Source organism: Arthrobacter sp. NPDC093125, from assembly GCF_044754225.1.
In the GTDB taxonomy this organism is placed as follows: domain Bacteria; phylum Actinomycetota; class Actinomycetes; order Actinomycetales; family Micrococcaceae; genus Arthrobacter.
The window spans coordinates 39,182-63,241 of sequence record NZ_JBIVOQ010000013.1 but is presented as its reverse complement, the minus strand read 5'-3'; the positions used below and the strand labels follow the sequence as shown (position 1 = coordinate 63,241).

Annotated in this window: 21 protein-coding genes and 1 pseudogene; 18 read left to right on the top strand and 4 right to left on the bottom strand. The window is 63.1% G+C overall.

Going from position 1 to position 24,060, the window contains the following annotated elements; genetic code table 11:
- Positions 1-3: 3 nt before the first annotated feature.
- Positions 4-3,027, bottom strand: coding sequence for a phytase (locus ACIP9X_RS18215; protein ID WP_400481166.1), 3,024 nt, complete (start codon positions 3,025-3,027; stop codon positions 4-6).
- A gap of 327 nt (positions 3,028-3,354) precedes the next feature.
- Entirely contained in the window at positions 3,355-3,702 is a 348-nt protein-coding gene (locus tag ACIP9X_RS18210) for a hypothetical protein (RefSeq protein WP_400481165.1), read from the bottom strand.
- 196 nt (positions 3,703-3,898) lie between these two features.
- On the opposite strand from ACIP9X_RS18210, the gene ACIP9X_RS18205 reads away from it, so the two are divergent.
- On the top strand, positions 3,899-5,179 hold the full coding sequence (locus ACIP9X_RS18205) for a plasmid pRiA4b ORF-3 family protein (protein ID WP_400481164.1): 1,281 nt from the start codon (positions 3,899-3,901) through the stop codon (positions 5,177-5,179).
- 85 nt (positions 5,180-5,264) lie between these two features.
- On the opposite strand, the gene ACIP9X_RS18200 is transcribed toward ACIP9X_RS18205, so the two are convergent.
- Complete coding sequence (locus ACIP9X_RS18200; RefSeq protein WP_400481163.1) at positions 5,265-5,792, bottom strand: hypothetical protein; 528 nt, start codon at positions 5,790-5,792, stop codon at positions 5,265-5,267.
- 191 nt (positions 5,793-5,983) lie between these two features.
- The gene (locus tag ACIP9X_RS18195) at positions 5,984-6,715 is read right to left on the bottom strand and encodes a FadR/GntR family transcriptional regulator (protein WP_400481162.1); all 732 of its coding nucleotides are present in this window, start codon (positions 6,713-6,715) and stop codon (positions 5,984-5,986) included.
- Between the two features lie 191 nt (positions 6,716-6,906).
- Here ACIP9X_RS18195 and ACIP9X_RS18190 point away from each other — a divergent pair, with 191 nt between their 5' ends.
- The 17 genes and pseudogenes from ACIP9X_RS18190 (at position 6,907) to ACIP9X_RS18110 (ending at position 24,020) form a co-directional block, all read left to right on the top strand.
- On the top strand, positions 6,907-7,494 hold the full coding sequence (locus ACIP9X_RS18190) for a gluconokinase (RefSeq protein ID WP_400481161.1): 588 nt from the start codon (positions 6,907-6,909) through the stop codon (positions 7,492-7,494).
- A 52-nt stretch (positions 7,495-7,546) separates the two neighbouring features.
- Positions 7,547-8,950 carry a GntP family permease gene (locus tag ACIP9X_RS18185; RefSeq protein ID WP_400481160.1) on the top strand — a complete coding sequence of 468 codons (1,404 nt, stop codon included), beginning with the start codon at positions 7,547-7,549 and terminating at the stop codon, positions 8,948-8,950.
- A 102-nt stretch (positions 8,951-9,052) separates the two neighbouring features.
- Positions 9,053-9,328: a hypothetical protein gene (locus tag ACIP9X_RS18180; RefSeq protein WP_400481159.1), complete on the top strand. Its 276-nt coding sequence runs from the start codon at positions 9,053-9,055 to the stop codon at positions 9,326-9,328.
- A 188-nt stretch (positions 9,329-9,516) separates the two neighbouring features.
- Positions 9,517-10,206: a haloacid dehalogenase type II gene (locus ACIP9X_RS18175; RefSeq protein ID WP_400481158.1), complete on the top strand. Its 690-nt coding sequence runs from the start codon at positions 9,517-9,519 to the stop codon at positions 10,204-10,206.
- A 59-nt stretch (positions 10,207-10,265) separates the two neighbouring features.
- Entirely contained in the window at positions 10,266-10,709 is a 444-nt protein-coding gene (locus ACIP9X_RS18170) for a RidA family protein (RefSeq protein ID WP_400481157.1), read from the top strand.
- A 40-nt stretch (positions 10,710-10,749) separates the two neighbouring features.
- Entirely contained in the window at positions 10,750-11,859 is a 1,110-nt protein-coding gene (locus ACIP9X_RS18165) for an alanine racemase (RefSeq protein ID WP_400481156.1), read from the top strand.
- A gap of 70 nt (positions 11,860-11,929) precedes the next feature.
- Positions 11,930-12,664 (top strand): SDR family NAD(P)-dependent oxidoreductase, encoded by a 735-nt coding sequence (locus ACIP9X_RS18160; protein ID WP_400481155.1) that lies wholly within the window; start codon positions 11,930-11,932, stop codon positions 12,662-12,664.
- Between the two features lie 99 nt (positions 12,665-12,763).
- Positions 12,764-14,170, top strand: a complete 1,407-nt coding sequence (locus tag ACIP9X_RS18155) for an NAD(P)/FAD-dependent oxidoreductase (protein WP_400481154.1) — start codon at positions 12,764-12,766, stop codon at positions 14,168-14,170.
- A gap of 140 nt (positions 14,171-14,310) precedes the next feature.
- Positions 14,311-15,444 (top strand): FAD-dependent oxidoreductase, encoded by a 1,134-nt coding sequence (locus ACIP9X_RS18150; RefSeq protein WP_400481153.1) that lies wholly within the window; start codon positions 14,311-14,313, stop codon positions 15,442-15,444.
- Between the two features lie 43 nt (positions 15,445-15,487).
- Positions 15,488-16,942: an NAD-dependent succinate-semialdehyde dehydrogenase gene (locus tag ACIP9X_RS18145; RefSeq protein ID WP_400481152.1), complete on the top strand. Its 1,455-nt coding sequence runs from the start codon at positions 15,488-15,490 to the stop codon at positions 16,940-16,942.
- Positions 16,943-16,986: 44 nt separating this feature from the next.
- Positions 16,987-17,649 (top strand): GntR family transcriptional regulator, encoded by a 663-nt coding sequence (locus ACIP9X_RS18140; protein WP_400481151.1) that lies wholly within the window; start codon positions 16,987-16,989, stop codon positions 17,647-17,649.
- A 111-nt stretch (positions 17,650-17,760) separates the two neighbouring features.
- A pseudogene (locus ACIP9X_RS18135) lies at positions 17,761-17,859 on the top strand (IS5/IS1182 family transposase); the annotation flags it as partial.
- Between the two features lie 715 nt (positions 17,860-18,574).
- Positions 18,575-19,249 (top strand): haloacid dehalogenase type II, encoded by a 675-nt coding sequence (locus ACIP9X_RS18130; protein WP_400481150.1) that lies wholly within the window; start codon positions 18,575-18,577, stop codon positions 19,247-19,249.
- Positions 19,250-19,297: 48 nt separating this feature from the next.
- Positions 19,298-20,428: an FAD-dependent oxidoreductase gene (locus ACIP9X_RS18125; protein ID WP_400481149.1), complete on the top strand. Its 1,131-nt coding sequence runs from the start codon at positions 19,298-19,300 to the stop codon at positions 20,426-20,428.
- 47 nt (positions 20,429-20,475) lie between these two features.
- Positions 20,476-21,627, top strand: a complete 1,152-nt coding sequence (locus tag ACIP9X_RS18120; protein ID WP_400481148.1) for a phosphotransferase — start codon at positions 20,476-20,478, stop codon at positions 21,625-21,627.
- Positions 21,628-21,644: 17 nt separating this feature from the next.
- Positions 21,645-23,006 (top strand): aspartate aminotransferase family protein, encoded by a 1,362-nt coding sequence (locus ACIP9X_RS18115; protein WP_400481147.1) that lies wholly within the window; start codon positions 21,645-21,647, stop codon positions 23,004-23,006.
- An 87-nt stretch (positions 23,007-23,093) separates the two neighbouring features.
- On the top strand, positions 23,094-24,020 hold the full coding sequence (locus ACIP9X_RS18110; protein WP_400481146.1) for an ABC transporter substrate-binding protein: 927 nt from the start codon (positions 23,094-23,096) through the stop codon (positions 24,018-24,020).
- The last annotated feature ends 40 nt before the right edge of the window (positions 24,021-24,060 follow it).

Sequence of the window (24,060 nt, the reverse complement as noted above, 5' to 3'; positions counted from 1 at the left end):
TACCTACCTCTTCAGCGTGAGCATGAGCTTGGGTGCGGCGGTGCTGCTGGCCTCCTTGGAGTTGAGGTCCAGGCCGTCGCTGCTGCTGGAGTCCAGGCCCAGTGAGAGCTGTTGGCCAAGTTCACCGGTCAGGCCGCTGACGGTTAGCGGAACGTTGTAGTTGGTGTTGGTCGTGGTGGGGCCGAGCCTGCCGATGCTGGTGCCAAGCGCCGGACGGTTGTTATAGGTGATCGCGCCGGTCCCGCTCTCGGTCCAGCCGTCATTGGCGACCAGCTTGATGTTCTGGGTACCGGTCGATCCGCTCCCGGCGCTGCGCAGCTGCAACGTCGCACTTTCCAGGGTCCTGCCTGCATAGGCCGAGAGGTTGAACTTCAAGTACGTGTGCGCCACCGGGCTGTTGTCCACAGCCAGCAAGGTACTCGTGCCGAAGTTCGTCGTCGTCGCCCCGCTCGAGACGTAGCTGTCAGCGGTGGCCGTGAGCGTGACGGTCTCGGAAGTGCCGCCGACCGCGGCAGCCGTGGTGAAGGTCCACGTCCTGTCCGTCGCCAGCGCGTTACCGGCAAGATCCTTCACCCCGTCGGGGCCGCTCCTGATCGTCGCCGTGTACGTCGTATTCGCCGTCAGGTCCGCAGTCGGGTTCAACGTCGCGACCCTGTCCGCGCCGTACGTCACAGATGCCGGCACCGTCGTCGTCCCAGTCCTCAGAGAGAACGTATTCGACGTGAGCGTCGAGGCATCCATCGCCTCCGAGAACGACCCCGTCACATTCGCCGAAACCGCTACACCAGCCGCGCCATCAGCCGGAGACGTAGCCGTCACCGTCGGAGCCGTCGTATCAGAGCCACCGCCACCGCCACTGCCGCTGACCGTGAGGACGAGCTTGGGTGCGGCCGCGCTGCCGGCCTCCTTGGAGTTGAGGTCCAGGCCGTCGCTGCTGCTGGAGTCCATACCGAGTGAGAGCTGTTGGCCGAGTTCACCGGTCAGGCCGCTGACGGTCAGCGGAACGTTGTAGTTGGTGTTGGTCGTTGTCGGGCCGAGCGTGCCGATGCTGGTGGTGCCGAGCGCCGGGCGGTTGGTGTATGTGATCGCGCCGGTCCCGCTCTCGGTCCAGGTGTCAGTGGCGACCAGCTTGACGTTCTGCCTGCCGGTCGATCCGCTCCCGGCGCTGCGCAGCTGCAACGTCGCACTCTGCAGCGTCCTGCCCGCATATGCCGAGAGGTCGAACTTGAAGTACGTGGCCTCCACCGGGCTGCTGTCCACACCCAACACAGTGCCCGTGCCAAAATTCGTCCCCGAGGCCCCGCTGGACACGTAAGTGTCAGCGGTGGCCGTGAGCGTCACGGTCTCCGTCGTGCCGCCGCCGGAGCCGACGCTCCAGGCATGCCTCGCTGCTGTCAGGTCAGTGTTGCCGGCTGCGTCAGTACCCCAGACATCGAATGTGTGGGATCCAGTGGACAAACCGGTGTAGGTCTGGGGCGACGTGCATGCGGCGCGCGCCGCACCATCCAGGCTGCACTGGAACGTCGAATTGGCTTCATTCGAGGTGAATGCGAAGGAGGCGCTGGTCGACGTCGATGACGCAGGTGGTCCCGACGTGATCGACGTCTCCGGCGGCATGGTGTCCCCTGCCGGAGGGGTCGTGTCCACGGTCCACGTATAGCTGGCGGGGGACGGGTCACCGCCGTTCTGGTCAGAGGCGCGAACCCGGAAAGTGTGTGCGCCATCGAGGAGTCCGGAGTACGACGCCGGACTGGTGCAGCTGGCAAATGCTGCCGAGTCGAGCGAGCAGGCGAAGGTCGCGCTGCTGGATGCCGAGGTGAAGCTGAACTGAGCCGATGTGGAGCTCGACGGGTTGGCCGGCGTGCTCGTGATGGTGGTGTCCGGCGGATCGGGGGTGGTGGTCCCCGCCCCGATCTTGCGCGGGTCGTAGACCGCGTCGACGAGCAAAGCCGGGGCGTAGGCGGCAGCGATGGACTGCCATGGCACCAGCTTGAAGTTCTGCTGCAGCCCGTTGTCATTGGCTGTGTCTTGGGTGACGAAGAAGCCTTGGGGGAAAGGCCCGCCGACGCCGAAGTTGGTGACGTCTATCCCGTCCATGCCGGTGACAGCATCGATCCCGTTCCCGGCCGGGATGGCGAAAGCTCCCAGCGGCCGGTTGTCGTCGCGGGCATAGACGTGGAATTGGTTGGAGCCCTGGCTCGCGGCCAGCAGGTAACCGGCGCCACCACTACCGTAGTAGATGCTGATGCCCTTGATGTCCTGGACGATGTCGCCGCCGTTCTCGATCGTGCTGACAACTTTCGTCCCGGCGGTTGAGTCCCCGGGCTCGGCGCCGTAGCGCCAGATTCCGCCGACGTCCTCCTGCGCAATGTAGAGCCGCTTCATCTCGTCGTCGGCCACCAGACCCTCAGTGTGCGCCGGACCGCTCACCGTCCAGCTGCGCACGAGCCGGCCGGTAACTGAGCCGGTGGAGCCGTCAAGTTCCCACTGCTCGACCTTGCCGATATCGGTGACATAAGCGAAGTACTTACCCGTATCCGGGGAGTGGTAGAACGAGAATCCGCGGGGCGTGCCGATGTTGGCAGTGGGCGTGAAGCTGCCCACCTTTGTCAGCGAGCGGTCCGACTCGTTGACCCTATAGAAGTCAAGGCTCCGTTCCCGGTTTGAGGCACCGACCAAGCCGACGCGGCTGCTGCCGAGGGGGAAGTTATAGCGGACATCAACATTGTTCATGCGCCCATCGGGGTAGTAGAACAACTCCCGTCCAGACAGGTCGTAGACGACGAGACCGCGCCCATCCCTGCTCTTGTCCGTGCCAATGATGGTGCTCATCGACGGGTCGGTGGGATGGAGCCAAATGGCGGGGTCGTCCGCAGCATCCCCTGTCCCATGCATCGGGGCAGTTTCGACCGTTGCGCTGACCTGTACGACGGCGGCACTCGCGACCGGAGCGGCGAGGCCCATAAGCAGTCCAGCAAGTAGTCCAGCCACCGTCAAAGGGGTGAGGAATCGGATGACCATGCGCATGATGACCTCTCTGTCATCTGGGGGAAATCCCGGGGGACCGGGCCTGACAATGGGAGATATGCATGCGGATGCGCGCGACGACGTTCAACGCCTGACGGATGAATCTACGGTCATCCGGGGAGTTACACTTCTAGTCCTGCGACCTTGGGAAAACCTTGCAGGGCAGACCAGAAACCGAGGGCCCGTCTCCGGACGGGCCCTGCTTTATTGTTAATCCAAGTGTGCAGTTAGCCGCAGGAACGCCTCCGGCGCGGGGGTCTTCAGCCTCCGGAAGGTATTCCTAGGCAGGCAGCGCTACGGGCGCCGGAGCTGCTCGGCGTCCGCAGGTCACCCGGCCTTGAAATCGTAATGAAGTGTCGCCGGGAGGGGACCCTGCAGCATGTCGGCCGTGATGCCGTGAATCGCCTGGATTTTCTCCCTGAACCACTGATCGTGCGGATCGTCCGAGATGGCGGCCGTCTGGAAGGACTTGGCCAGATCCTCGCCCTCATGGAACAGGCAGGCAAAGTCCCCCTGCGGCGTCTGCATGCGGCTGACGACTTCGCGGGTCAGTCCCATGCGCTCACGGGAACGCCGGTGTTCCTCCTCCCGGGGGCCGTGAATCTCCTCGATGAGCCCTTTCCACTCGTCCAGCTTGCCGGGCAATATCGGCACAAACCACGTAATACATTCCATGACGTGTCCTCCCACGCAGTTGCTCTGACGCGTGCTGCGGCACGGCGGCGACCGCAGGCGCGCACCTGCATCGTAGACCTGCGGACTGCGCCGGACCAGAGCTCTCGGGTCTGCTGACCGCCGATCGAGAGGCTGCCGAGGTCAAGGCGCCAGGTTTCGACAGCCCAACTAGCGGCACTCTGAAACAATGGTCCTCATGCAATCAACCGGTGCCGTCCCCGCCTTTGACCTGCGGATCAGCATCACGGGTACGGAACCGGAGATCTGGCGCCGGCTTCAGGTTCCGTCGGCGCTGACCGTCCCTCAGTTCCATCTGGCCGTCCAAGTGGCCTTCGGATGGGAGGACCGTCACCTCTACGGCATCCGGTACATGAGCGGCAAGGGTGAGCCGAGGACTCTAACGGGCCTTCCGGACCCCGAAACGGAAGATTACGAAGCGGAACCGGCCTCCGTCGTCGTACTCTCCGACCTCCTGGACCCCAGCAAGCCGCAACGTTCCGCTTTTGACTACGAGTACGACTTCGGCGACGGCTGGGTGCATCACGTGGAGGTCCTTGGCGCCATCGGGCTGGGTCCCGGCGATCTCATTTGCACTGGTGGAGCCAACCGCGGGCCGGTGGAGGACTCCGGCGGCGCTGGCGGCTACCGGCGGCTGGTGCAGATTCTGGCGGACAAGACCCACCCGGAACACGGAGATGCAAGCAGCTGGCTCTATCAGCTGACCGGCGACTTTGACTCCCAGTTCGACGCATCAGCCTTTGACCTTCGCTCCACAAACCGCAAGCTGCGGATACTCAGCCTCCAGTGGTGGCCCCGGCCCCTCACGGAGGAGGAACGCGACGCCGTGCTGCGGCCGGTGCGGTGGCTGCTGGAACAGGCGTCGCCCGACGGCGTGCAACTCACCAAGGACGGCTACCTGAAGCCGGACCTGGTGCGGCGGACCGTGGAGGAGCTCGGTTGGAGCGATTCAGTCGTGGGAAAGGCGAACCGGGAGGTGAATGTGTGGCCCGTGATGGAACTCCGGCAGCACCTCATCAACTGGAAACTGCTCCGGAACCTAAAGGGGCGCCTTGTGCTGACTCCCCGGGGCAGGCGCGCGCTGGAGCGGCCCGACGACCTCTGGGACTACGCCGTCGACGCCATCGCCCGGCCCAAGCACGACGCCGTTTATCTCGTCACCCGCCTCTACTCGCACTGGCATCTGAGCGGCATCGCCCCGCCGTGGAACCGCAAGGTGGAGGTGGCCCGCGCTGCCCTGGAGGATGCCGGGTTCGTCACGCGGTCCGGTGAGCCGATTCCCGAGGAGTGGGCAAGGGAAATCAACCAAGTTGTCAGAGGAGCCCTCGGTTGCCTCCATCTGCTGGAGCCTCAAAGGATCGGCTGGCGGCGGACATTGCTGACCGACGGCGGTGTGAAGTTTTTCCTGGAAGTCCGGGAAGTCGGACGCCTGGCGAGCAGAGGCAAAGTGAGCTACTGACCGCTGATCGAGCCTGTCGAGATCAATGTGCGGTACGTTTCGACAGGCTCAACCGGCGAACCAGTTCAACCGGCGGGGGCTCACGCTACTTGGGGCAGTGGAGCCTGGGATTGTACGCCGCGAACATGCCGTCAGGATTGTCGCGCCAGATCCATGCGTGCAGGGCGAACGTGCCGGGGAACGGTCCGTTCTCGAACTTCACGCCAGCAATTTCCGGACGCTTCTTAGCAGTTGACAGGAACTCGACGGCTACCAGCTTGTACTTGCCCTCCTTGTTGGGCATGTACACCAGGATCTCCGGCTTGCGGGGGTCGGTCTTTGCGTCAATCAGCGAGTTCTTGGCGTAATGGAACCCCATTGCGCCCACGCCCTTTTTGGCCACGCATGGGGTGACCTTCTTGTAGCCGTCCTCCTTCGCCTCAGCCAGCGAGCGGTATTCCTCGGTGACGTCCTTCAGGGTCTTGACCAGCTTGCGCTGCTCGGAGGTCAGCTTCCTATCCTTATCGTCGTCGTCCCCGCCACCATGGGCGGCGGCAGTGGTGGGCATGAGCCCGGCCGTCAGGACGCCGGCGACGAGCATGGACATGAGTCCCTTTTTGGTGCGATGCAGCATTGTCTTTCTACCCTCTGAGACCGTTTTTTCAGCAGGGGTGCGAAGCCAGCGGGCCAGCCCGGGCCCGCGTTCGCCAGAATGCCGGCGGCCTTTTGGGTGCAGCCGGTGAATGATCCGCTCGTTCATTATGTCCGCGAATTTGGAGCGGCCCTAAGATTATGCGCTTAGCGGGAAAGCGGCACCAGAGGGGATTAGTGAAGGCCCATAGCCTCTCGGACCTCGTTCAGGATGTGGTGCATTGCCGACTCTGCCGCCGTTGTGTCCCCTCCGGCCACCGCCGCGGCGACCTCTTCGTGCGCGTCCAGGGCTTCGGGCCGGGGCTTGAACGGCATCAGCCCCTGATGGGTGCGGCTGGTGAGCACCTCGGCCACCATCCCCTCGAGCGCGGAGAACATCTCGTTGCCGCAGCTCCGCAGCAGCAGGCTGTGAAAGGCGATGTCCGCCGCCAGGAAGGCCTGCAGCTCGCCCGCTTCGCCCAGCCGCCTCAGGTCCGCCGCCAGGGCGACGAGCTGGCTGCGCTCCTCGGCGCTCGCCCTGCGCGCGGCCCCCGCCGCCGCGATGGGTTCGACGGCGATGCGCAGCTCCGTGAGGCTGCTGTACTGCCGGGCGCGGCGCTCGGAGGCGAGGCGCCACCGCACCAGCTTGGGATCAAAAACGTTCCAGACTTCCCGACGCTGCACCACGATGCCGACGCGGCGCCGTGAGTAGACCAGGTTCATGGATTCGAGGACCTTCATGGTGTCGCGGGCAACGGTGCGGGACACTCCGTACTCCTGCTGCAGCCCCTCCAAGGTGAGCCGGCTTCCCGGCGGAAGCTCCCCGCCGGCAATGGCAACGCCCACAGCGTCAAGCACGCGTTCGTGCATGGCGGGGGACCCGCCGTCGTTCGCGTCATTCCCGTGGTCTGCTGTCGCCGTCGACATGGTCCTGCCTTCCGTCCGCGCCCGAAGCGCCATCACCAGCGTAGCCGAAGGTTATAGAAAGGTATGACCTGTGACACCAAAAGATAGTATCTTTGTGAATGAAAGGTGATACCTTATCTCCAGCGCAGTTCGACTCGGACCGCCAAACGAGCTTCTTCCACAAGCCAAAGACGTCTTCTTCGGAGGTAAACATGCAGTACCCAGCCACGCATCTGGTGGTGATGGGCGTTGCCGGTTCCGGCAAGTCCACTATCGCGGCCGCTCTGTCCAAGCAGCTTGGCTGGGCCTGCGCCGAAGCCGACGAATTCCACCCGCAGTCCAACATCGACAAGATGAGCCAGGGCACCCCCCTGCAGGACGAGGACCGCTGGCCCTGGCTGCAGCAGATCCAGGACTGGATGACCGGGAAGGCCCGCGCCGGCCGCAGCACCGTCCTCACCTGCTCCGCCCTCAAGCGGAGCTACCGCCAGTTGCTGTCGGAAGCGGAGGGCCGCGTGCTCTTCATCCACCTCCACGGCGAGGCCGACCTCCTCAGCCAGCGGATGCAGGGACGTGAGGGCCACTTCATGCCGCCCACGCTGCTGCCCAGCCAGCTCGCCACGCTGGAACCTCTGACCGACGAGGAACTCGCCGTGGGAAGCCTGCGCCTGGACATCTCCCGTTCCCCGCAGGAACTCATCGCGGGCATCCTGGCCGCCCTCGAACTGCCGGCCGAGCCGGGCACCGAAACCGGCTCGGGCACCGAAACCGGCTCTGACCCGGCGCGCTGCGCCCACTGACCCCCACTCTTCTCGACTCCCCAACCTCAACACCCTGTTTCAAAGGAGAACCATGACCATCGAAGGATGGACCCAAACGCTGGGCGCAGGACCACTGCTGCTCATCGCCGCGGCCGCGATCGCCGTCCTGCTGTTCCTGATCATCAGGCTGCGCATGCACGCGCTGCTTGCGCTGATCGTAGTCAGCCTCGCCACCGCCTTCGCCACCGGGATCCCCGCCAACCAGGTGGTGCCCGTGCTCATCAACGGCTTCGGGACGACCCTCGGAACCGTGGCACTGCTCGTCGGCCTGGGCGCGATGCTCGGCCGCATCGTGGAAACCAGCGGTGGCGCCAAAGTCCTGGCCGACTACCTGATCGGCATCTTCGGTGAAAAGCGCGCCCCGTTCGCGCTCGGCCTCGCCTCGCTGATCTTCGGCTTCCCGATCTTCTTCGACGCCGGCCTCGTAGTCATGCTCCCCGTGGTCTTCGCCGTGGCCCACCGCCTGGGCGGGGGAGTGCTGCGCTACGGCCTCCCGGCTGCCGGCGCCTTCTCCGTGATGCACATCTTCCTGCCGCCGCACCCGGGCCCCGTCTCGGCGTCGGCCTTCTTCGAGGCGAACGTCGGCCTGGTCACCGTCGCCGGCCTCATCACGGCCATCCCCACCTGGTACGTGACCGCCTACCTGTACGGCCTGTGGACCGGCAAGAAGCTGCAGCTCCCCGTCCCGGAACTCCTCGGCCACGCCGACGCCGAAGCCCTGTCCCACCCGCCGCGGTTCCGCACCATCATTGGGCTGCTGCTCCTGCCGCTCGTCCTGATCTTCATCAACACGGGCCTGAACACCTTCGCCGCCTCCGGCGTATTCCCGGAAAGCGTTCGGGACGCGCAGTGGTTCCAGCTGCTGCGCGCCCTCGGTGAAACCCCGGTTGCGCTGCTCATCTCCGTCCTCGTGGCGATGTTCGTGCTCGGCGCCCGGCGCGGAACCACAAACGGCGCCCTGGAAAAGCTGCTCGAGTCCTCGCTCGGCCCGGTCTGCTCCGTCATCCTTATCACCGGCGCCGGCGGCATGTTCGGCGGCGTCCTGCGCACCTCCGGCATTGGCGACGCCCTGGCCGACGTCCTGGGCAGCATTGGCATCCCGCTCATCTTCGCGGGCTTCCTGATCTCCGCCATCCTGCGCATCGCCCAGGGCTCGGCCACGGTTGCTTTGACCACGACGGCGGGCCTCATCGCCCCGGGTGTTGCGGCCGCCGGACTGAACGGCATGCAGATCGCGGCCCTCGTCATCGCCGTGGCCGCCGGCTCCGTGGTGGTCTCCCACGTCAACGACTCCGGCTTCTGGCTTGTCGGCCGCTTCTTCGGCATGGACGTCAAGACCACCCTGAAGACCTGGACCGTCATGGAAACCCTCATCGGCGTCATGGGCTTCGCCATCGCTGCGACCATCTTCGGCCTCGCCGGCCTGGCGGGTTAGCGTCTCGTTCTGAAGTACGACGGCGGGAGGCTGGCAAATTCTGCCAACCTCCCGCCGTCGTTGTGCTAAGACTGGAAGCCACAACCACGAAGGCGGGCCACAGTGATCAACCTCCAGCAGGATGCCGAAGGCTTCATCCGGATGAACCGGCACTTCCCGGCCAGCGTCCGGATCTCCATCACCTTTTCCGACGGTTCGGTGGAGGAAGTCTCCGGCCGGAGGCTCAACCGGGCCTACGATGAAGCCCTGGCCGAGTACCGCGCACAGAACCACTTGAACGCGAAGGGTTTCTCACGTCACCAGAACAGCCGGACAAATCCCGGGAACAAGGTCGACTTCGTGCGGGTACAGCCCGGCATGGGGACTGCAAACGGCTGACAGGGCCGGTTTCGACGGGCGCAACAGGGGCATCGGAAGGTTCCGAGTCGTACAGAGCAAACTGTTGACACTCCTTACAGAAGACTAGTATTGTCGACAATCGACGGCACTTCTCATGAGCCTTTAGCCGAGAAGTTCCATCCCACGTCTCGTCGACAATCGACGAGCGCAGAATATTTGGAGGACAAATGGCATTCGAAACCCAACCGAAGTTCGCTACGTTCGACATGAACGGAACACTGATCAAGTTCGCTATCGCGGACGCCACCCGTGAGGTCCTTGGCGACCGGCTGCCGGCCGAGATCGCCGACGAGTACCTGCAGGCCACAAAGGCGTACCGCATCGATGAGTGCATGGGCGATTACAAGCCGTTCCGCCAAATCATCGCCAACTCCATGGAACGCGCCTCCCGCAGGCTCGGCCTTGAGTACCGTGAGGCCGACGCTCAGGCGGTCTACGAGATTGTCCCCACCTGGGGCCCGTACCCAGGTGTCACCGAGGCGCTGAACCGCCTGGCTGAGGACATTCCGCTGGTCATCATCACGAACAGCGACACCGCGGATGCCGCGCGCCTCGCGGCGAACCTCAAGGCCCCCTTCGAAGTCATCATCAGTGCGGAGGAGATGGGCACGTACAAGCCACGGCTCGGTGCATTTGAGTACATGTTCGACAAGCTTGGCGTGACACCCGACGAGATCGTGCACGTCTCCGCGAGCCCGATGTACGACCTGCGATCCGCGGCCACCCTGGGCATCAAGAACAAGGTGTACGTGGACCGCGGCTTCGAGCACGACGAGCACTGGCTAGGCTACGAGCGGATCACCGACATCGCCGACCTCCCCGTCCTCTTCGGCCTGCCGCGTCCCGCTGCCTCCTAAGGGAGACCTGGGTACAGATGAGTCTGCCACTACCTCAAACCGTAAAAGGCGCCTCGGCATTGGATCGGCTCGAGGCCCTCAGCCTGGAGCTACCGGTCCTCGCGGATAACCCCTACTTCGTGCACCACCGGGCGGTGGATTCCAGCATCCACATCTCCGGCCAATTGCCCTACAAGGACGGTGTCCTGCTGGGCCAGGGGATCGTCGGCAGGGACGTTGGGCTGGAGACGGCACAGGACCTCGCCCGCCATGCCGTTGTCAACTGCCTCGCCGCCGCCGTGCAGGCGGTGGGGGATCTGGAGCGGGTCCGGGTCGTGCAGATGCTGGTCTTCGTGGCCAGCGCGCCGGATTTCGGTCTGCAGTCGCGGGTCGCCAACGCGGCCAGTGAAGTGCTCATCGAAGTGTTGGGCGAGAACGGACGGCATGCCCGCACCGCGATCGGCGTCGCCGGGCTGCCGCTGAACACTCCTGTGGAGATCCAGATGATCTGCACAGCCGTTTAGGGGCGGACGTGTTGGCGGCAAATTCAGGAGGAGAACAAGCGTGAACCGTATTCAGGGAGCACTCAATGCCCTCGCCGGGCGAGTCGATACCCCTGCCCCGATCGTTCTGGCCGACGTGATGCAGGACAACATCGATCGCATGCAGGGCTTCGCCGCCCAGCATAACCTCGACGTCAGGCCGCACGTAAAAACACATAAGTGTGTCGAAATCGGCCGGCGCCAGGTGAAGGCCGGAGCTGTCGGAATCACCGCAGGAAACGTTGGTGAGGCCGAAATCTTCGCCGCAGCAGGCTTCGACGATATCTTCATCGCCTACCCGATCTGGCCTTCGGGAACGAAAGGCCTGCGGATCCGCAAACTTGCCGTCACCACCCGTCTGCGGGTCGGTGTCGACAATTTCGCGGCTATCGATGCACTGGCTGATGCGATGGGAACTGACGCCGAACGGCTGCAGGTGGTGATCGAGGTGGACTGCGGTGCTCGTCGTTCCGGGGCGCCACCCGAGATCGCAGGCGACCTCGCAGTTGCCGCCCGCAGGCGCGGACTGGTCCCGGTTGGCATCTTCACGTATCCGGGTCACGGAAGCTCCAACCGTGACGCCCGCAAGGGCGCGGCACTGGACCAGCAGGCCGCGCTCACCACAGCGGTGCGCAGCTTCAACAGGGTGGGCATCAGCCCCGAGGTGGTCAGTGCGGGCTCCACACCCACCGTGGAGTTCTCCGCCACCAGCAGCGTGATCACCGAGATCCGGCCCGGAGAATATGTGTTCAATGACTTGAACAACACCCGGCTCGGGGCCTGCACTGAAGATCAAATTGCTCTGTTCGTCGCTGGCACAGTGGTCAGCAGCTGGGTTCCCGATCAGGTCATCCTGGATGTAGGCAGCAAAGCACTAAGCCGGGAAGGCAGCCCCGAGATTGGCTACGGGGCCGTCGCCGGCACGTCGGCCATTCTCTCCAAGCTCAACGAGTATCACGGGTTTCTGCCGCTGCCGGCTAACGAATTCCGCCCGAGCGTCGGCACGGTGCTTCCGATCGTGCCGAACCACGTCTGCCCGGTTGTCATCAATTTTGAGGAATTGATTGTCACGGACAGCGCCGGCGCATCGCTGGAGCGGTGGCGGGTGGATGCGCGCGGATTCCTGAGCTGATCCATCCCTGAGGACAACCCGGCCCAAGTCCCGCAACCCAAGCAATTCACCGTACCAAGGAGTGACCCCCATGAGACTTGATAAGACCACTGCCGTTATAACCGGTGCCAGCAGCGGAATAGGGGAAGCAGTGAGTTCCCGCTTCCGGCGCGAAGGCGCTCGGCTGCTGCTCACGGGCCGCAGGGAGCAACTGAATGCCGCCCGACCCGACGACCTGTACGTCCCTGGAGATCTCAACGATGAGGCTTTCGTCGAAAGCCTGGCCCGCCAGGCCGCCGAATCGTTCGGAACCGTGGACGTCGTCGTCCTTAACCACGGACTGCAGGTCAGCGGCCCACTGACGGAGATGGCGTATGAGGATGCGAAGAACGTAATCCACAGCAACCTGCTCAGCGCCTTCCTGATGATGAAGCACTTCGCACCACTTATGCCCGCAACGGGCGGCTCGTTCGTGCTCGTCAGTTCACGACTGGGCATCGTTGGCAAACCCGACGAGGTGCTGTACTCCGCGGCCAAGGGCGGCCTCATCATGCTCGCCAAGGGCGCTGCCATCGAGTGGGCCTCACGCAACATCCGCGTCAACGTTGTTGCGCCAGGACTGACTGTCACTCCCGTCATCGAGGCATCGTTCCAGCGCAGGCCCGATCCCGAGGCCTACCGCCGCGAGCGGGAGGGCCAGATCCCGCTTCAACGCCTCGCAACCCCCGAGGAGATCGCCGACGCCATACTCTTCATGGCGTCACCGGAATCCTCCTATATCACCGGAGCGGTCCTCCCCGTCGACGGCGGATACACCGCCTTCTGACTCCGCGCCATCCAGCGGAGACACCTACAAGCCGGCCAAGGCTGGGTGATGGCCCGCAGTCCTATTAGCTCAACGGTTCACACACAAAGAAGGACAACAATGACAGCCCTCGCGGCAGCACCCCGAAACGGAGAGCTCGGCTTCTGGATGGCCGGACTCGCGGACAAGAGGCCCACGTACCCCCGCTTCACAGGCGATGGCTCAGTAGACCTGGCCATAATCGGAGGCGGCTACACAGGCCTGTGGGCGGCGTATTTTGCCAAGAAGCTCGAGCCGTCGCTCTCGGTGGCGGTTTTTGAGGCAGAACAGATAGGCTACGGCGCGTCCGGGCGGAACGGCGGCTGGCTGTCTGCCATGATTCCAGGAAACCGTGCGACGTTTGCCCGCGTCTCCGGGGGCGGGCTGGACGCGAGCCGGGCCTTCCAGCAGGAGCTTATTGCCGGCGTCGACTCCGTCCTGGATATTCTTCAGGCCGAGGGCATTGATGCGGATCAGCATAAAGGTGGCGCGCTCGTGGCTGCCCACACCAAGGCAGGGCTGGGCCGGCTGGTCACCAGGCGCGATGCCGACTTGAAGTACGGGGTGACCGAAGATGAGGTCGACCTGCTCGGCCGGGACGAGTTCCGGAGCCGGGTCAACATCTCCACCGTCCACGGCGGGCTCTTCTACAAGCACTGCGCCCGGATCCAGCCGGCCAAACTCGTCTACGGGCTTGCGGACACCCTGACGTCCATGGGCGTGAGCATCTACGAACGCAGCCGGGTAGGCAGCATCGACGGTCCGACCCTCAGCCTGGACAGCGGGCGGGTGACCGCGGCGAAGACGTTCATTTGCACCGAAGGATATTCGGGGGAGCTGCTTGGCAGCCGGGCCCTGATACCGATCAATTCCTCGATGATCGTGACCAAACCGCTGTCGGAGGAGGCATGGCAGCAAATTGGCTGGAACGGGCAGCAGTGCCTTAACGACTCCGCACACACTTTCATCTACTCCCAACGCACAGCGGACGGCCGCATCGCTATTGGCGGCAGGGGAGTGCCATACCGCTACGGCTCCGGCACCGGGGGCGCCGGTTCAACTGCCCAGTCGACGATCGACCTAATCTCTACAAAGCTCCGCTCCTTCTTCCCTGGCATCCAGTTCGAAGTGGATCACGCTTGGTCCGGAGTCCTGGGCGTAACCCGTGACTGGAACGGCGGGGTGAACTGGGACCCAGCGTCCGGGATCGGATCTTCAACCGGATACGCAGGGCACGGCGTCACGGCAGCCTACGTGGGCGGGCGAACTCTCGTGGAACTGGCTTTCGAGCGGGAGACGCGGCGCACCACACTTCCCTGGGTTGGCTACCGCGCACGGAAATGGGAGCCGGAGCCCATCCGCTGGCTGGGTGTTCACGGCATGTACCGGCTTTTCGGTCTTGCTGATCAATGGGAAGAGCGCAGGGATTCCACCAAGACCTCACTGCTGGCCAGATTCGGCAGCAGGCTCGCGGGACTGCACGAATAGTGACCCATCACCGATGCCAAACACAACAAGGAGAGGTTGTTTCCATCATGCAAACCATCACTGACGGAAGCATGGGCTTCGCCCGCCAAACAGCAAGTCCCCTGCTGTTCATGAATGACGACTTCGGGGTGCTCTAAACAATGGACGGAAAACTTGCCGTCATTGGCCTGGGCAGCATCGGGAGCATGGCACTCTGGCAAGCCTCACGGCTTTCCGATTCCGTGGTCGGCTTCGAGGCACACACTCCCGCCCACGCGCGCAGCGCCGTAGGCGGGGACACCCGGCTGTTCCGCATGATTTATCGCGGAAGCCCCGGGTTCTACCCCATCCTGGAGCGCTCACGGGACCTCTGGGCGGAGCTCGAAGCAGAAACCGGTCAGGACATCCTCACTCGTTGTGGTGGACTGTCCATCGGCACAACGGATGGGCCCTATCTCCGCAGCGTCCTGGAAACCACCCGGATCAACGGGGCTGCCCACCAGATCCTGACCCGTGAGGAAATGGCCGAACGCTACCCCCAACACAACCTCAGGGCCGACGATTCCGCGTTGTTCGACCCGAACGCCGGTGTTCTTCGGACCGACCGGGCAGTTACGGCAGCCGTGGCCGCCGCACAGGCAAACGGAGCAACGGTCCTCAGCAACACTCCCGCCAGCAGCATTAGGGAAACCAACGACGGCGTTGTCGTCACCTCCGGAGGCACCTCCTGGACCTTCGAGAACGTCCTCGTCGCCTCGGGGGGTTGGTCCCGGCAGCTCATGCCCGACTACCTGAAAGCGCACACGGAAACACGCAGAGTTTTCCTTTCTTGGTTCGTTGCCCGCGACGCAGCCCAGTTCACCCCGGAAAAGTTCCCCACGTTCAGCCGGATGTACGAGGACCGCTCCATGTACGGAGCGCCCGCCGTAGACGGCGTCACAGTCAAGGCCACCCTGGACGGCCGAGGCACGGTCACAACCGACCCCGATGGTTTCCCCAGGGAACTCTCAACAGCCGAACTCGCCGAGACTCTCGAAACCGTCACCGAGTTCTTCCCTGGGCTCATTCCGACGATCGTCCGCTCCGACGCCTTTCCGGACCTCTACACCGAGGACCGGAACCCGCTGCTGGGCTGGCTCAGCGAGTCAAGCAGGATCTACTGCGCCACAGGTTTCTCCGGAGGCGGATTCAAGAATGCCACTGGCCACGGCCACATCGCCGCGTACGAAGCGCTCGGCAAACGCTCATTCGACGGCCTGGACTTCGTGCGCCCGGAGCGGTTCAAGACGCGCTAGGCCTCCGTCCAATTCCCTGCCCCTCAACTACTGAAAGCGTGACATGACCACTTCATTTGACCCGACCACTCTGCACACCCAGCTGTTCATTGACGGCGTATGGCAAGAGGCAGCCAATTCAGCTACCTTCCCGGTGGAGAACCCCGCGACGAACGAGATCATTGCACGTGTTGCCAACGGCGGTCCTGAAGACGCTGCCTTGGCCCTCCACGCAGCAGACCGCGCGCAGGCTGAGTGGAGCAAATCCACGCCCCGCGAACGGGGTGACATTCTCCGGCGCGCCTTCGAACTGGTGACCGCCAACACGGACCGGCTCGCCGGCATCATGACGGCGGAAATGGGGAAGCCGCTCGCAGAATCGAGGGGCGAAGTGGCCTACGGTGCTGAAATGCTCCGGTGGTTCTCAGAGGAAGCTGTCCGTATTGGTGGTGACAGCGCAGCCTCCTTGGATGGGAACACCCGGATCATGGTTACCAAGGAACCGGTTGGTCCTTGCGTACTGGTGACTCCGTGGAACTTCCCGCTAGCCATGGGCGCCCGCAAGATCGCCCCTGCCGTCGCCGCCGGCTGCACCATGGTCTTCAAGCCCGCGGCCCTGACGCCCCTGACATCCCTAGCCCTGGTAGAGATTTTCCGTGATGCAGGCCTGCCCGATGGCGTGTTGAACGTCGTCACCACCTCCAAGGCCTCCAGCGTGGTAGATCACTGGATGAGCAGCGGCATCGCCAGGAAGGTCAGCTTCACCGGTTCCACTGAGGTTGGCAAAGTTCTCCTCAAGCAGGCGGCGGACAACGTGATGCGCTCCTCAATGGAACTCGGCGGCAATGCGCCGTTCATCGTCCTGGCCGATGCAGACATCGAAAAGGCAGTAGACGGAGCCATGACGGCCAAGATGCGGAACATGGGCGAGGCCTGCACAGCCGCCAACCGCTTCTTCGTCCACCGTTCCGTCATGGAGGAATTCAGCGGGAAGTTCTCCAAAAAGATGGCAGAACTGCGGGTGGGCAACGGCGCTTTGGCTGGTACCGACGTCGGGCCCCTCATCGACCGGAAAGGTGTGGAAAAGGTCGAAAGCCTCGTTGCAGATGCTGTCTCCAAGGGAGCACGGGTACTGGCCGGCGCAAGCCGGCCGGAAGGCCCCGGCTACTTCTACAACCCCACCGTCCTGGCTGATGTGGCGCTGGACTCTCAAGTGATGAGCACCGAAATCTTCGGCCCGGTGGCGGCGATCCTGCCGTTCGACAGCGAAGAGGAAGTCCTCCGCCTGGCCAACGATACCGAGTGGGGGCTGGTGGGGTACGTGTTCACAGAAAGCATGGACAAGGCACTGCGCTTCTCGGCCGAACTGGAAGTCGGAATGGTCGGCCTGAACACCGGCCTGGTTTCCAACCCGGCGGCACCGTTTGGCGGCGTCAAGCAATCCGGACTTGGACGTGAAGGCGGAAAGATCGGGATCGAAGAATTCCTGGAGTATAAGTACACCGCAATCGCGGTCTGATCAGGCGGTGCCCGGTATAATCGACAATCGACAGGGAGGCAGCAATGGACCGCAAGTTCGAGTGGCAGGAACAACGGACAACCACGCCAGATGGTGTCTACCGCGTGCTCCGTACCGCCATCCTTGACGGAACTGTGCCTCCGGGGGAACAACTGCGCGAGACGCACATCGCTGCGGACCTCGGTATCAGCCGGTCCCCATTACGTGAGGCGCTGACCAAACTCGAGGAGGAAGGGCTGGTCGTAAGGATCCCCTTCCGTGGGTCATTCGTTGTGGAAGTCAGTGCTCGCGACGTCGCGGAGATCGCAGCGATCCGGGTCCTCGTAGAGCCCTATGCTGCCGAGCTCTCGGCCCCCACGCTGCGGGGTCCCGAGCAGCTCCGGCTGAAGCAAACCATCGAGGAACTGTACCGGGCCACCGACACCAATGACATCCCAGGCAGCATCGACGCTCATCTTCGCTTCCACAGGCTCTTCTACGAATTTTCGGGGAACGCCGCGCTGCAAAGCATGTGGAACGGGTGGGAGAACAAGCTGCGTCTGTACCTGGCGGTTGACCACCGTTCCTACAGCGACCTTCATGACATCGCTGTTGAGCACGAGAAACTCGCTAAGCTTGCTCTGGAAGGCGACTTCGAGGCCTTCCGCCAGGAGACGGTCAATCAATTCCGGAATGCTCTCCAAGCAGAACCTCTAGAGCAGAAGTAAACGGACTTCGAGACGTCAATTCTGGACCACCCTGCCTTAGTCCACGACCTCCGACTCCGTCTCAAGAACGTTCGGACGCTTCACCGCCGCCACAACGGGAAGATCAACCGCGCAGGTCCGGGCAGGCCACGCACCGGCCCGGACCGTATCCGCGGTGACAAGGCCTACTCATCCAAAGCCATCCGAGCCCACCTTCGCGGCCGCGGCATCACGTCACGCTTTCGTTGATGGCCGGAACCGTTGAGGGCGGACGAAGTCGAGGCCGCCGAAGGTCTCTTTGCTGTGGACTTCGTGTGCGGCGATTTCGCCGAAGCCGGTGGCACAGTAAATCCTGCTGTCTTCGCTGATCCTGGCGAGCAGGGGGGTGTTCGTCGGTGGTGAAGAGGTCGGGGAAGGCCATCTGCTTCAGCACCGCGGTCAAGCGGCAAGGAAGCACCCGTGCCGTGGAGATGTTGCGCGAATACAACGACGCCATCGACACCATCGAAAAGCTAGTGCACGACGACGGCATCGACTGCGACTACAGGCGCTTCGGAGCTCCCGCTGGCCTTCCACGAGTCCCATTACGACGATGCTTTCAACAAGGTGCAGCCGGTAGCGGTGAAGGGGTCGTTGAGGGGAGTGACGCGGGATTCTTGTCCAAGGCGGTCGGGGTTTGTCCCACACGGTGACCAGGAGCTGGTTGACTACTTCGGTTCCGTCTCGTGGAAGGTCACAGAGCGGGAAGTGCGGGGCCGGGAGGCGCCATCCTTGGCGGTCCAGTAGTTTGAGACGTCCCGGGAACCAGCAAAAGAAAATTGTTGACAATTGGCAGATCGGCATTTAGATTCATAGTGAATCAAAAACGCTCAGCCGTAGCACTCGCCGACAGATGGCTGACAACCCCAAGTCCAATCTCCTAACTCAATCCTTGAAGGGACTAATCATGGCTCCGACTAATCTCCGGCCGAAGTACATCTCCTTTGATATCTACGGCACGCTGATCAACTTCGACATTGACTCCACCACGCGTCGCCTGCTCGATGGCCGCATCTCCGAAGAGCAGTGGCCGACCTTCAAGAAGCAGTTCCGTGGGTACCGGTTCGATGAGGTCCTTGGCGACTACAAGCCCTACGAGCAGATCCTGCAGGATTCCTTTGACCGCGTATGCAAGTACTGGGGCATTGGGCCGACCGAAGGCGCCGGCGCAGCGTTCGCTGACGCGGTACGTAGCTGGGTTGCTCACGAGGACGTGCCGGCTCCGCTGAAACTCATGGGTGACAACTACAAGCTGGTGGCACTGTCCAACGCGGACACCAGCTTCCTCGATATCAGCATTCCCAAGCTCGGTGCAGACTTCCACGCCGTGTTGACCGCTGAGCAGGCCCAGGCTTACAAGCCGCGCTACCAGGCGTTCGAGTACATGCTGGACACTTTGAACGCCAGGCCGGAGGATTTCCTGCACGTCGCCTCGCACACCCGGTACGACATGCATCCGATGCATGACATGGGCTTCCGGAACCTCGTTGTGCTGGACCGTGGCTATGACCCCATTACCGAGGGCTACGACTACACCACCGTGAAGTCCCTGGACGAGCTGAACAAGAACCTCGGTCTCTAAACCCGGTTCCTGAGGCGATGCGTCCTTGACTACGAAAAGGTGATCTGAATGACCGATGGCAAACTCGCCGTTCTCGGCCTGGGTAGCATCGGCAGCATGGCGTTGTGGCAGGCATCGCGTCTGTCCGACTCCGTTACCGGGTTCGAAGCCGCGTCTCCCGCCCACGGCCGCAGCGCCGTGGGCGGGGGCACCCGCCTGTTCCGCATGCTTTACCGTGGCAATCCCGGTTATTACCCCATCCTGGAACGCTCAGGGGATCTCTGGGCGGACCTTGAAGCCGAAACCGGCCAGGAAATCCTCACCCGTTGCGGCGGGTTGTCCATCGGCACAGCCAACAGCCCCTACATCAGCAGCGTGCTGGAAACGACCCGGATCAACGGCGCCGAGCACATAGTCCTTGGCCGTGAAGTCATGGCAAAACACTTCCCCCAGCACAACCTCCGCCGAGACGACATCGCCGTCTACGACCCGAAGGCTGGTGTCTTGCGCACTGACCGCGCAGTCACCGCCGCAATCGCAGCCGCCGAAGCCAACGGCGCGACAGTTCACACCAACACCCCCATCAGGAGCATCATCGAAACGAGCGACGGGGTGGTGGTCACCTCCGGCGGCAGGTCCTGGACCTTCGAGGACGTCATCGTTGCTTCCGGCGGCTGGTCCCGATGTCTCATGCCTGAGTACCTCAAGGCCGCAACGGTGACCAAGCGCCTCTTCCTGACCTGGTTCGTCGCGAAAGACGGAGCCGAATTCACCCCCGAGAACTTCCCCGTCTTCAGCCGGACCCACGAGGACCGGTTTATGTATGGTGCGCCCGCCGTGGATGGGGTCAGCGTCAAGGCAACGCTGGACGGCCGCGGCGGACCAGCACCGGACCCGGACGCCGTGCCCAGGGAAATGACTCCCGCGGAAATTACCGAGACCACCGAAACCGTCACGGAGTTCTTCCCCGGCCTGTTCCCCAACATCGTGCGATCGGACGCCTTCCCAGACCTCTTCACCACAGACGGTCACCCCCTCCTCGGCCGATTCAAACACGGGAGCAGGATCTACTGCGCCACCGGCTTCTCCGGCGCCGGCTTCAAAAACGCCACCGGATTCGGCGAAATTGCCGCCCACGAAGCCCTCGGCAGACGTTCCTTCGAGGGCCTGGATTTCGCCCGGCCCCAACGCTTCAACTAACCACAGCCAGGTCTCCTGACTTCTCCTTCAATTATTGAAAGGGTGAGATGAGTCCCTCCTTTGACCCCACGACAATTCACACCGGCCAGGCCCAGGGCGTCGGGGCCACGGACCCCGCCCAGGTACCCTTGGCCGTCACTAGCTACTCTGCTTTTATCGACGCCATCGCATCAGAAAGTGGTCTCCTGGCAGAGCACTCTCCGCTCGCTGACTCAACTGTTTTGGAGCTCCTTGAACAGTCCTACGGCCTGAAGGGGACGCTTGTCCGGATTCCCACCGAGAAGGACGAGACTTTCCGCCTCCAAGACGGAGAAGAAACCTATCTGGTGAAGGTGTCGCCACCGGATGAGGATCCGGTGATCGTGCACCTTCAGACGGCATGCATGGAGCATTTGGAACGGACTGCTCCTGAGCTTCCGGTGCAGCGTCTTGTCCGAAGCCTTGGCGGAGATCCCCAGGTCCTCATCCCGGCGCCTGGCGGACCCTTTGACCGGGTACTTCGGGTGATGCGCTACATGCCTGGAGATCTGCTGGCCACTCACGAGGCGTCAGCCGGTCAGCTCCAGTTGGTGGGCTCAAGTCTTGCGCATCTTGGCCTTGCTTTACAGGACTTCGATCACCCGCGTGCCGACCGTTTGCTCCTGTGGGACCTGAAGCACTTTCACCGGATGCGGCCGCTTCTTGACTATGTCTGTGAGAAGCACAAGCGCTCCCTGGCCGACGACATTTTCGACCGGTTCGACGAGACAGTGGTTCCGCTCTTGGACACCCTGACCTCCCAGGTTGTCCACGGGGATTTCAGTCCGTTCAATATCCTTGTCAACCCGGACAGGCCGGACTACGTGACCGGGATTATCGACTTCGGCGACGTTGTGCGGACGCCCGTGATCTTCGACATCAGCGTCACCATGGCCAACCTTCTGGGAGCAGACCCGGCCAGCCCTTGGAAACATGCCCTCCACGTCATGGAGGGCTACCGGAGCATTCGCCCGCTGCCCCACCACGAGCTGGAGGCCCTGATCGTCTCAGCCCAGGCCCGGCTCCTCCTGCGAGCCCTGATCACGCAGTGGCGGGCAAGCCAATTGCCGCAACGGCGCGATTATCTGCTCTCCCACTCAAAGCCGGACTGGGACCGGCTCGCCGCCGCAGCCGCAGCCGCCGCACCAAAACTGCCTTCGTCACTCAACCAGACGCACTAGCCATCAAGGAAAAAACCATGAGCACCACTCCCCAAACCATCCGCAAGCCTTCCAGGGCCATGATCAATGGCTTTGATCCCAACCGCCTTGGTGAGCTGCCGGATCAGATGCAGAAGAACATCCGGCGCCGGGACCAGAGTCTCGGGCCCGGATACCGGCTCTTCTACGACACCCCCCTTGAAATCGTCCGCGGCAAGGGCGTGACCTTGTTCGACCGGGACGGAAATGACTATCTCGACGTTTACAACAACGTTCCCTCTGTCGGTCACGCCCACCCGCGTGTCATTTCGGCTGTCCACGAACAGATGCAGACGCTGAATACCAATACCCGCTACGTCCAGGAATCCATCCTCGATTACTCCGAGGACCTCCTGTCCACGTTCCCGGCCGAGCTCGGGCATGTCATGTTCACCTGCACCGGGTCCGAAGCCAACGATCTCGCCATGCGCGTGGCAAAATACGCCACCGGAAACCAAGGCGTCATCGTCACCTCAGGCGCCTACCACGGCTTGACTACCGAAGTAGCGTCCTTCTCCCCATCCCTGGGCGCCGGCGTGCCCCTGGGCGCGAACGTGCGGGTCATTGACTCACCCGACGCCCTTCGCTACTCATCAGACCAGGAATCCCTGGAGGATCACCTGCGGAACCAGGTGCGTGCCGCCATCGCCGACCTGCAGCGCCACGGTGTCGGAGTGGCGGCATTCATCGCCGACAGCATCTTCTCCTCCGACGGGGTCTTCGCCGGCCCGGCGGGCTTCCTTCGCCCGATCGTTGAGGAAATCCACTCCGTTGGCGGCCTCTACATCGCGGATGAGGTCCAGCCCGGTTTTGGCCGTACCGGTGAGGAATGGTGGGGCTTCCAACGCCACGGAATTGTCCCGGACATCGTGACCATCGGCAAACCCATGGGTAACGGCATTCCCGTCGCGGCAGCCATCTTCAAGCCCGAACTGCTGGTGGAGTTCGGGAAGAACATCCGCTACTTCAACACCTTCGGCGGGAATTCGGTAGCCATCGCGGCAGCTCAGGCCGTCCTGGACGTGCTCCGCGAGGAATCACTGATGGAAAACGCCCACAAGGTCGGCGAAAAGATTATGACCGGGCTTAAAGACCTCAGCCAGGGCCTGGACCAGGTCGCAGAAGTCCGCGGCAGTGGCTTCTTTATCGGTGTGGATCTCGTCACTGACCGCTCCACACTCACACCCGACGGGGAAGCCGCCGCCGGAATCGTGAACGCCCTCCGGGAAGACCGGATCCTCATCTCCGCCTGCGGCGCCCAGGGCAACGTCCTGAAACTCCGCCCTCCAATGCCCTTCTCCAGCAACGATGCTGATCGCCTGCTCGAAGGAATGGGCCGCGCCTTCAAGGCTCTGCGCTAGGCCCGAATGGGCCCGGGGAATCCTACTACTCAACAAGCTCACTCGCTCTGCGGATACATCCGCGGAACCCAATTGAAGGGTTGCACCATGAAGACCAGAAACAAAATCCAGACTGCAGCCGCCGGGCTCGCTGTCCTGTTGGCCCTCACTGCCTGTGGCGGCACGGCAGCGGGCACCCAGAACGCGGACATCCCGAAGACACAGAACACCCGTGACATCTCAGAGGGTGTCCAGCCGGATGCGGCCGCGGTGAAGCTGTTGCCCGAGTCCTACAAGTCCAAGGGCGAACTGACCGTGGCGATGGATCTGAGCTCCCCGCCGATGACGTTCCTCGCAGAGGACAACCAGACCCCCATTGGCGTGAACCCGGACCTCGCCCGTTTGGTGGCCAAGAAGCTGGGGCTGAAGCTGAAGTTCGAGAACACGGCGTTCGACACGATCATTCCGGGTATCGACGGCGGCCGCTACGACTTCACCGCCACCACCATGTCCGCCACGGAAGAGCGGCTGAAGGTCCTGGACATGATCAACTACCTTAAGGGCGGTTCGGCCGTGGCGGTAGCTAAGGGCAACCCGCTCAATCTGACGAACGACACGCTCTGCGGCAAGAACATTGGCGTGACCAAGGGCTCCACCCAGCAACTCAAGCACCTGCCGAACGTCTCGAAGTGGACCTGTGAGGAAAAGGGCCAGCCGGCCATCAACGCCATCACGCTGCCCAACATCCAGGAGGCCCTGACGCAGCTGGACTCCAAGCGGATCGACGGCGTCTTCTACGACGCCAGCGCCCTGGCCTGGGCCAACGAGCAGCAGCCCGACCACTTTACCGTCCTGGAGCCGCGGATGGATACCCGCACGGACACCAACGTCGCCATGGGTGTGAAGAAGGGATCACCGCTGACCCCGGCACTCCAGGCAGCGATCCAGTCCGTGCTGGAAACCCCGGAATACAAGGAATCCCTGGAGTACTGGGGCCTGGGCGAATCAGCCATAACCGACGCCACCATCCGCTAGGACCAGTGGGCGCGCCGTCTGAACTCTCATTAAGGTTGTG

Excerpts from the sequence above, each read along its gene's own strand:
- ACIP9X_RS18200 (WP_400481163.1), bottom strand. The coding sequence starts at position 5,792 with ATGCTGCATCGCACCAAAAAGGGACTCATGTCCATGCTCGTCGCCGGC.
- ACIP9X_RS18205 (WP_400481164.1), top strand. The coding sequence starts at position 3,899 with ATGCAATCAACCGGTGCCGTCCCCGCCTTTGACCTGCGGATCAGCATC.
- ACIP9X_RS18210 (WP_400481165.1), bottom strand. The coding sequence starts at position 3,702 with ATGGAATGTATTACGTGGTTTGTGCCGATATTGCCCGGCAAGCTGGAC.
- ACIP9X_RS18150 (WP_400481153.1), top strand. The coding sequence starts at position 14,311 with ATGGACGGAAAACTTGCCGTCATTGGCCTGGGCAGCATCGGGAGCATG.
- ACIP9X_RS18215 (WP_400481166.1), bottom strand. The coding sequence starts at position 3,027 with ATGCGCATGGTCATCCGATTCCTCACCCCTTTGACGGTGGCTGGACTA.
- ACIP9X_RS18120 (WP_400481148.1), top strand. The coding sequence starts at position 20,476 with ATGAGTCCCTCCTTTGACCCCACGACAATTCACACCGGCCAGGCCCAG.
- ACIP9X_RS18145 (WP_400481152.1), top strand. The coding sequence starts at position 15,488 with ATGACCACTTCATTTGACCCGACCACTCTGCACACCCAGCTGTTCATT.
- ACIP9X_RS18160 (WP_400481155.1), top strand. The coding sequence starts at position 11,930 with ATGAGACTTGATAAGACCACTGCCGTTATAACCGGTGCCAGCAGCGGA.
- ACIP9X_RS18130 (WP_400481150.1), top strand. The coding sequence starts at position 18,575 with ATGGCTCCGACTAATCTCCGGCCGAAGTACATCTCCTTTGATATCTAC.
- ACIP9X_RS18125 (WP_400481149.1), top strand. The coding sequence starts at position 19,298 with ATGACCGATGGCAAACTCGCCGTTCTCGGCCTGGGTAGCATCGGCAGC.
- ACIP9X_RS18155 (WP_400481154.1), top strand. The coding sequence starts at position 12,764 with ATGACAGCCCTCGCGGCAGCACCCCGAAACGGAGAGCTCGGCTTCTGG.
- ACIP9X_RS18175 (WP_400481158.1), top strand. The coding sequence starts at position 9,517 with ATGGCATTCGAAACCCAACCGAAGTTCGCTACGTTCGACATGAACGGA.
- ACIP9X_RS18110 (WP_400481146.1), top strand. The coding sequence starts at position 23,094 with ATGAAGACCAGAAACAAAATCCAGACTGCAGCCGCCGGGCTCGCTGTC.
- ACIP9X_RS18185 (WP_400481160.1), top strand. The coding sequence starts at position 7,547 with ATGACCATCGAAGGATGGACCCAAACGCTGGGCGCAGGACCACTGCTG.
- ACIP9X_RS18140 (WP_400481151.1), top strand. The coding sequence starts at position 16,987 with ATGGACCGCAAGTTCGAGTGGCAGGAACAACGGACAACCACGCCAGAT.
- ACIP9X_RS18115 (WP_400481147.1), top strand. The coding sequence starts at position 21,645 with ATGAGCACCACTCCCCAAACCATCCGCAAGCCTTCCAGGGCCATGATC.
- ACIP9X_RS18195 (WP_400481162.1), bottom strand. The coding sequence starts at position 6,715 with ATGTCGACGGCGACAGCAGACCACGGGAATGACGCGAACGACGGCGGG.
- ACIP9X_RS18190 (WP_400481161.1), top strand. The coding sequence starts at position 6,907 with ATGCAGTACCCAGCCACGCATCTGGTGGTGATGGGCGTTGCCGGTTCC.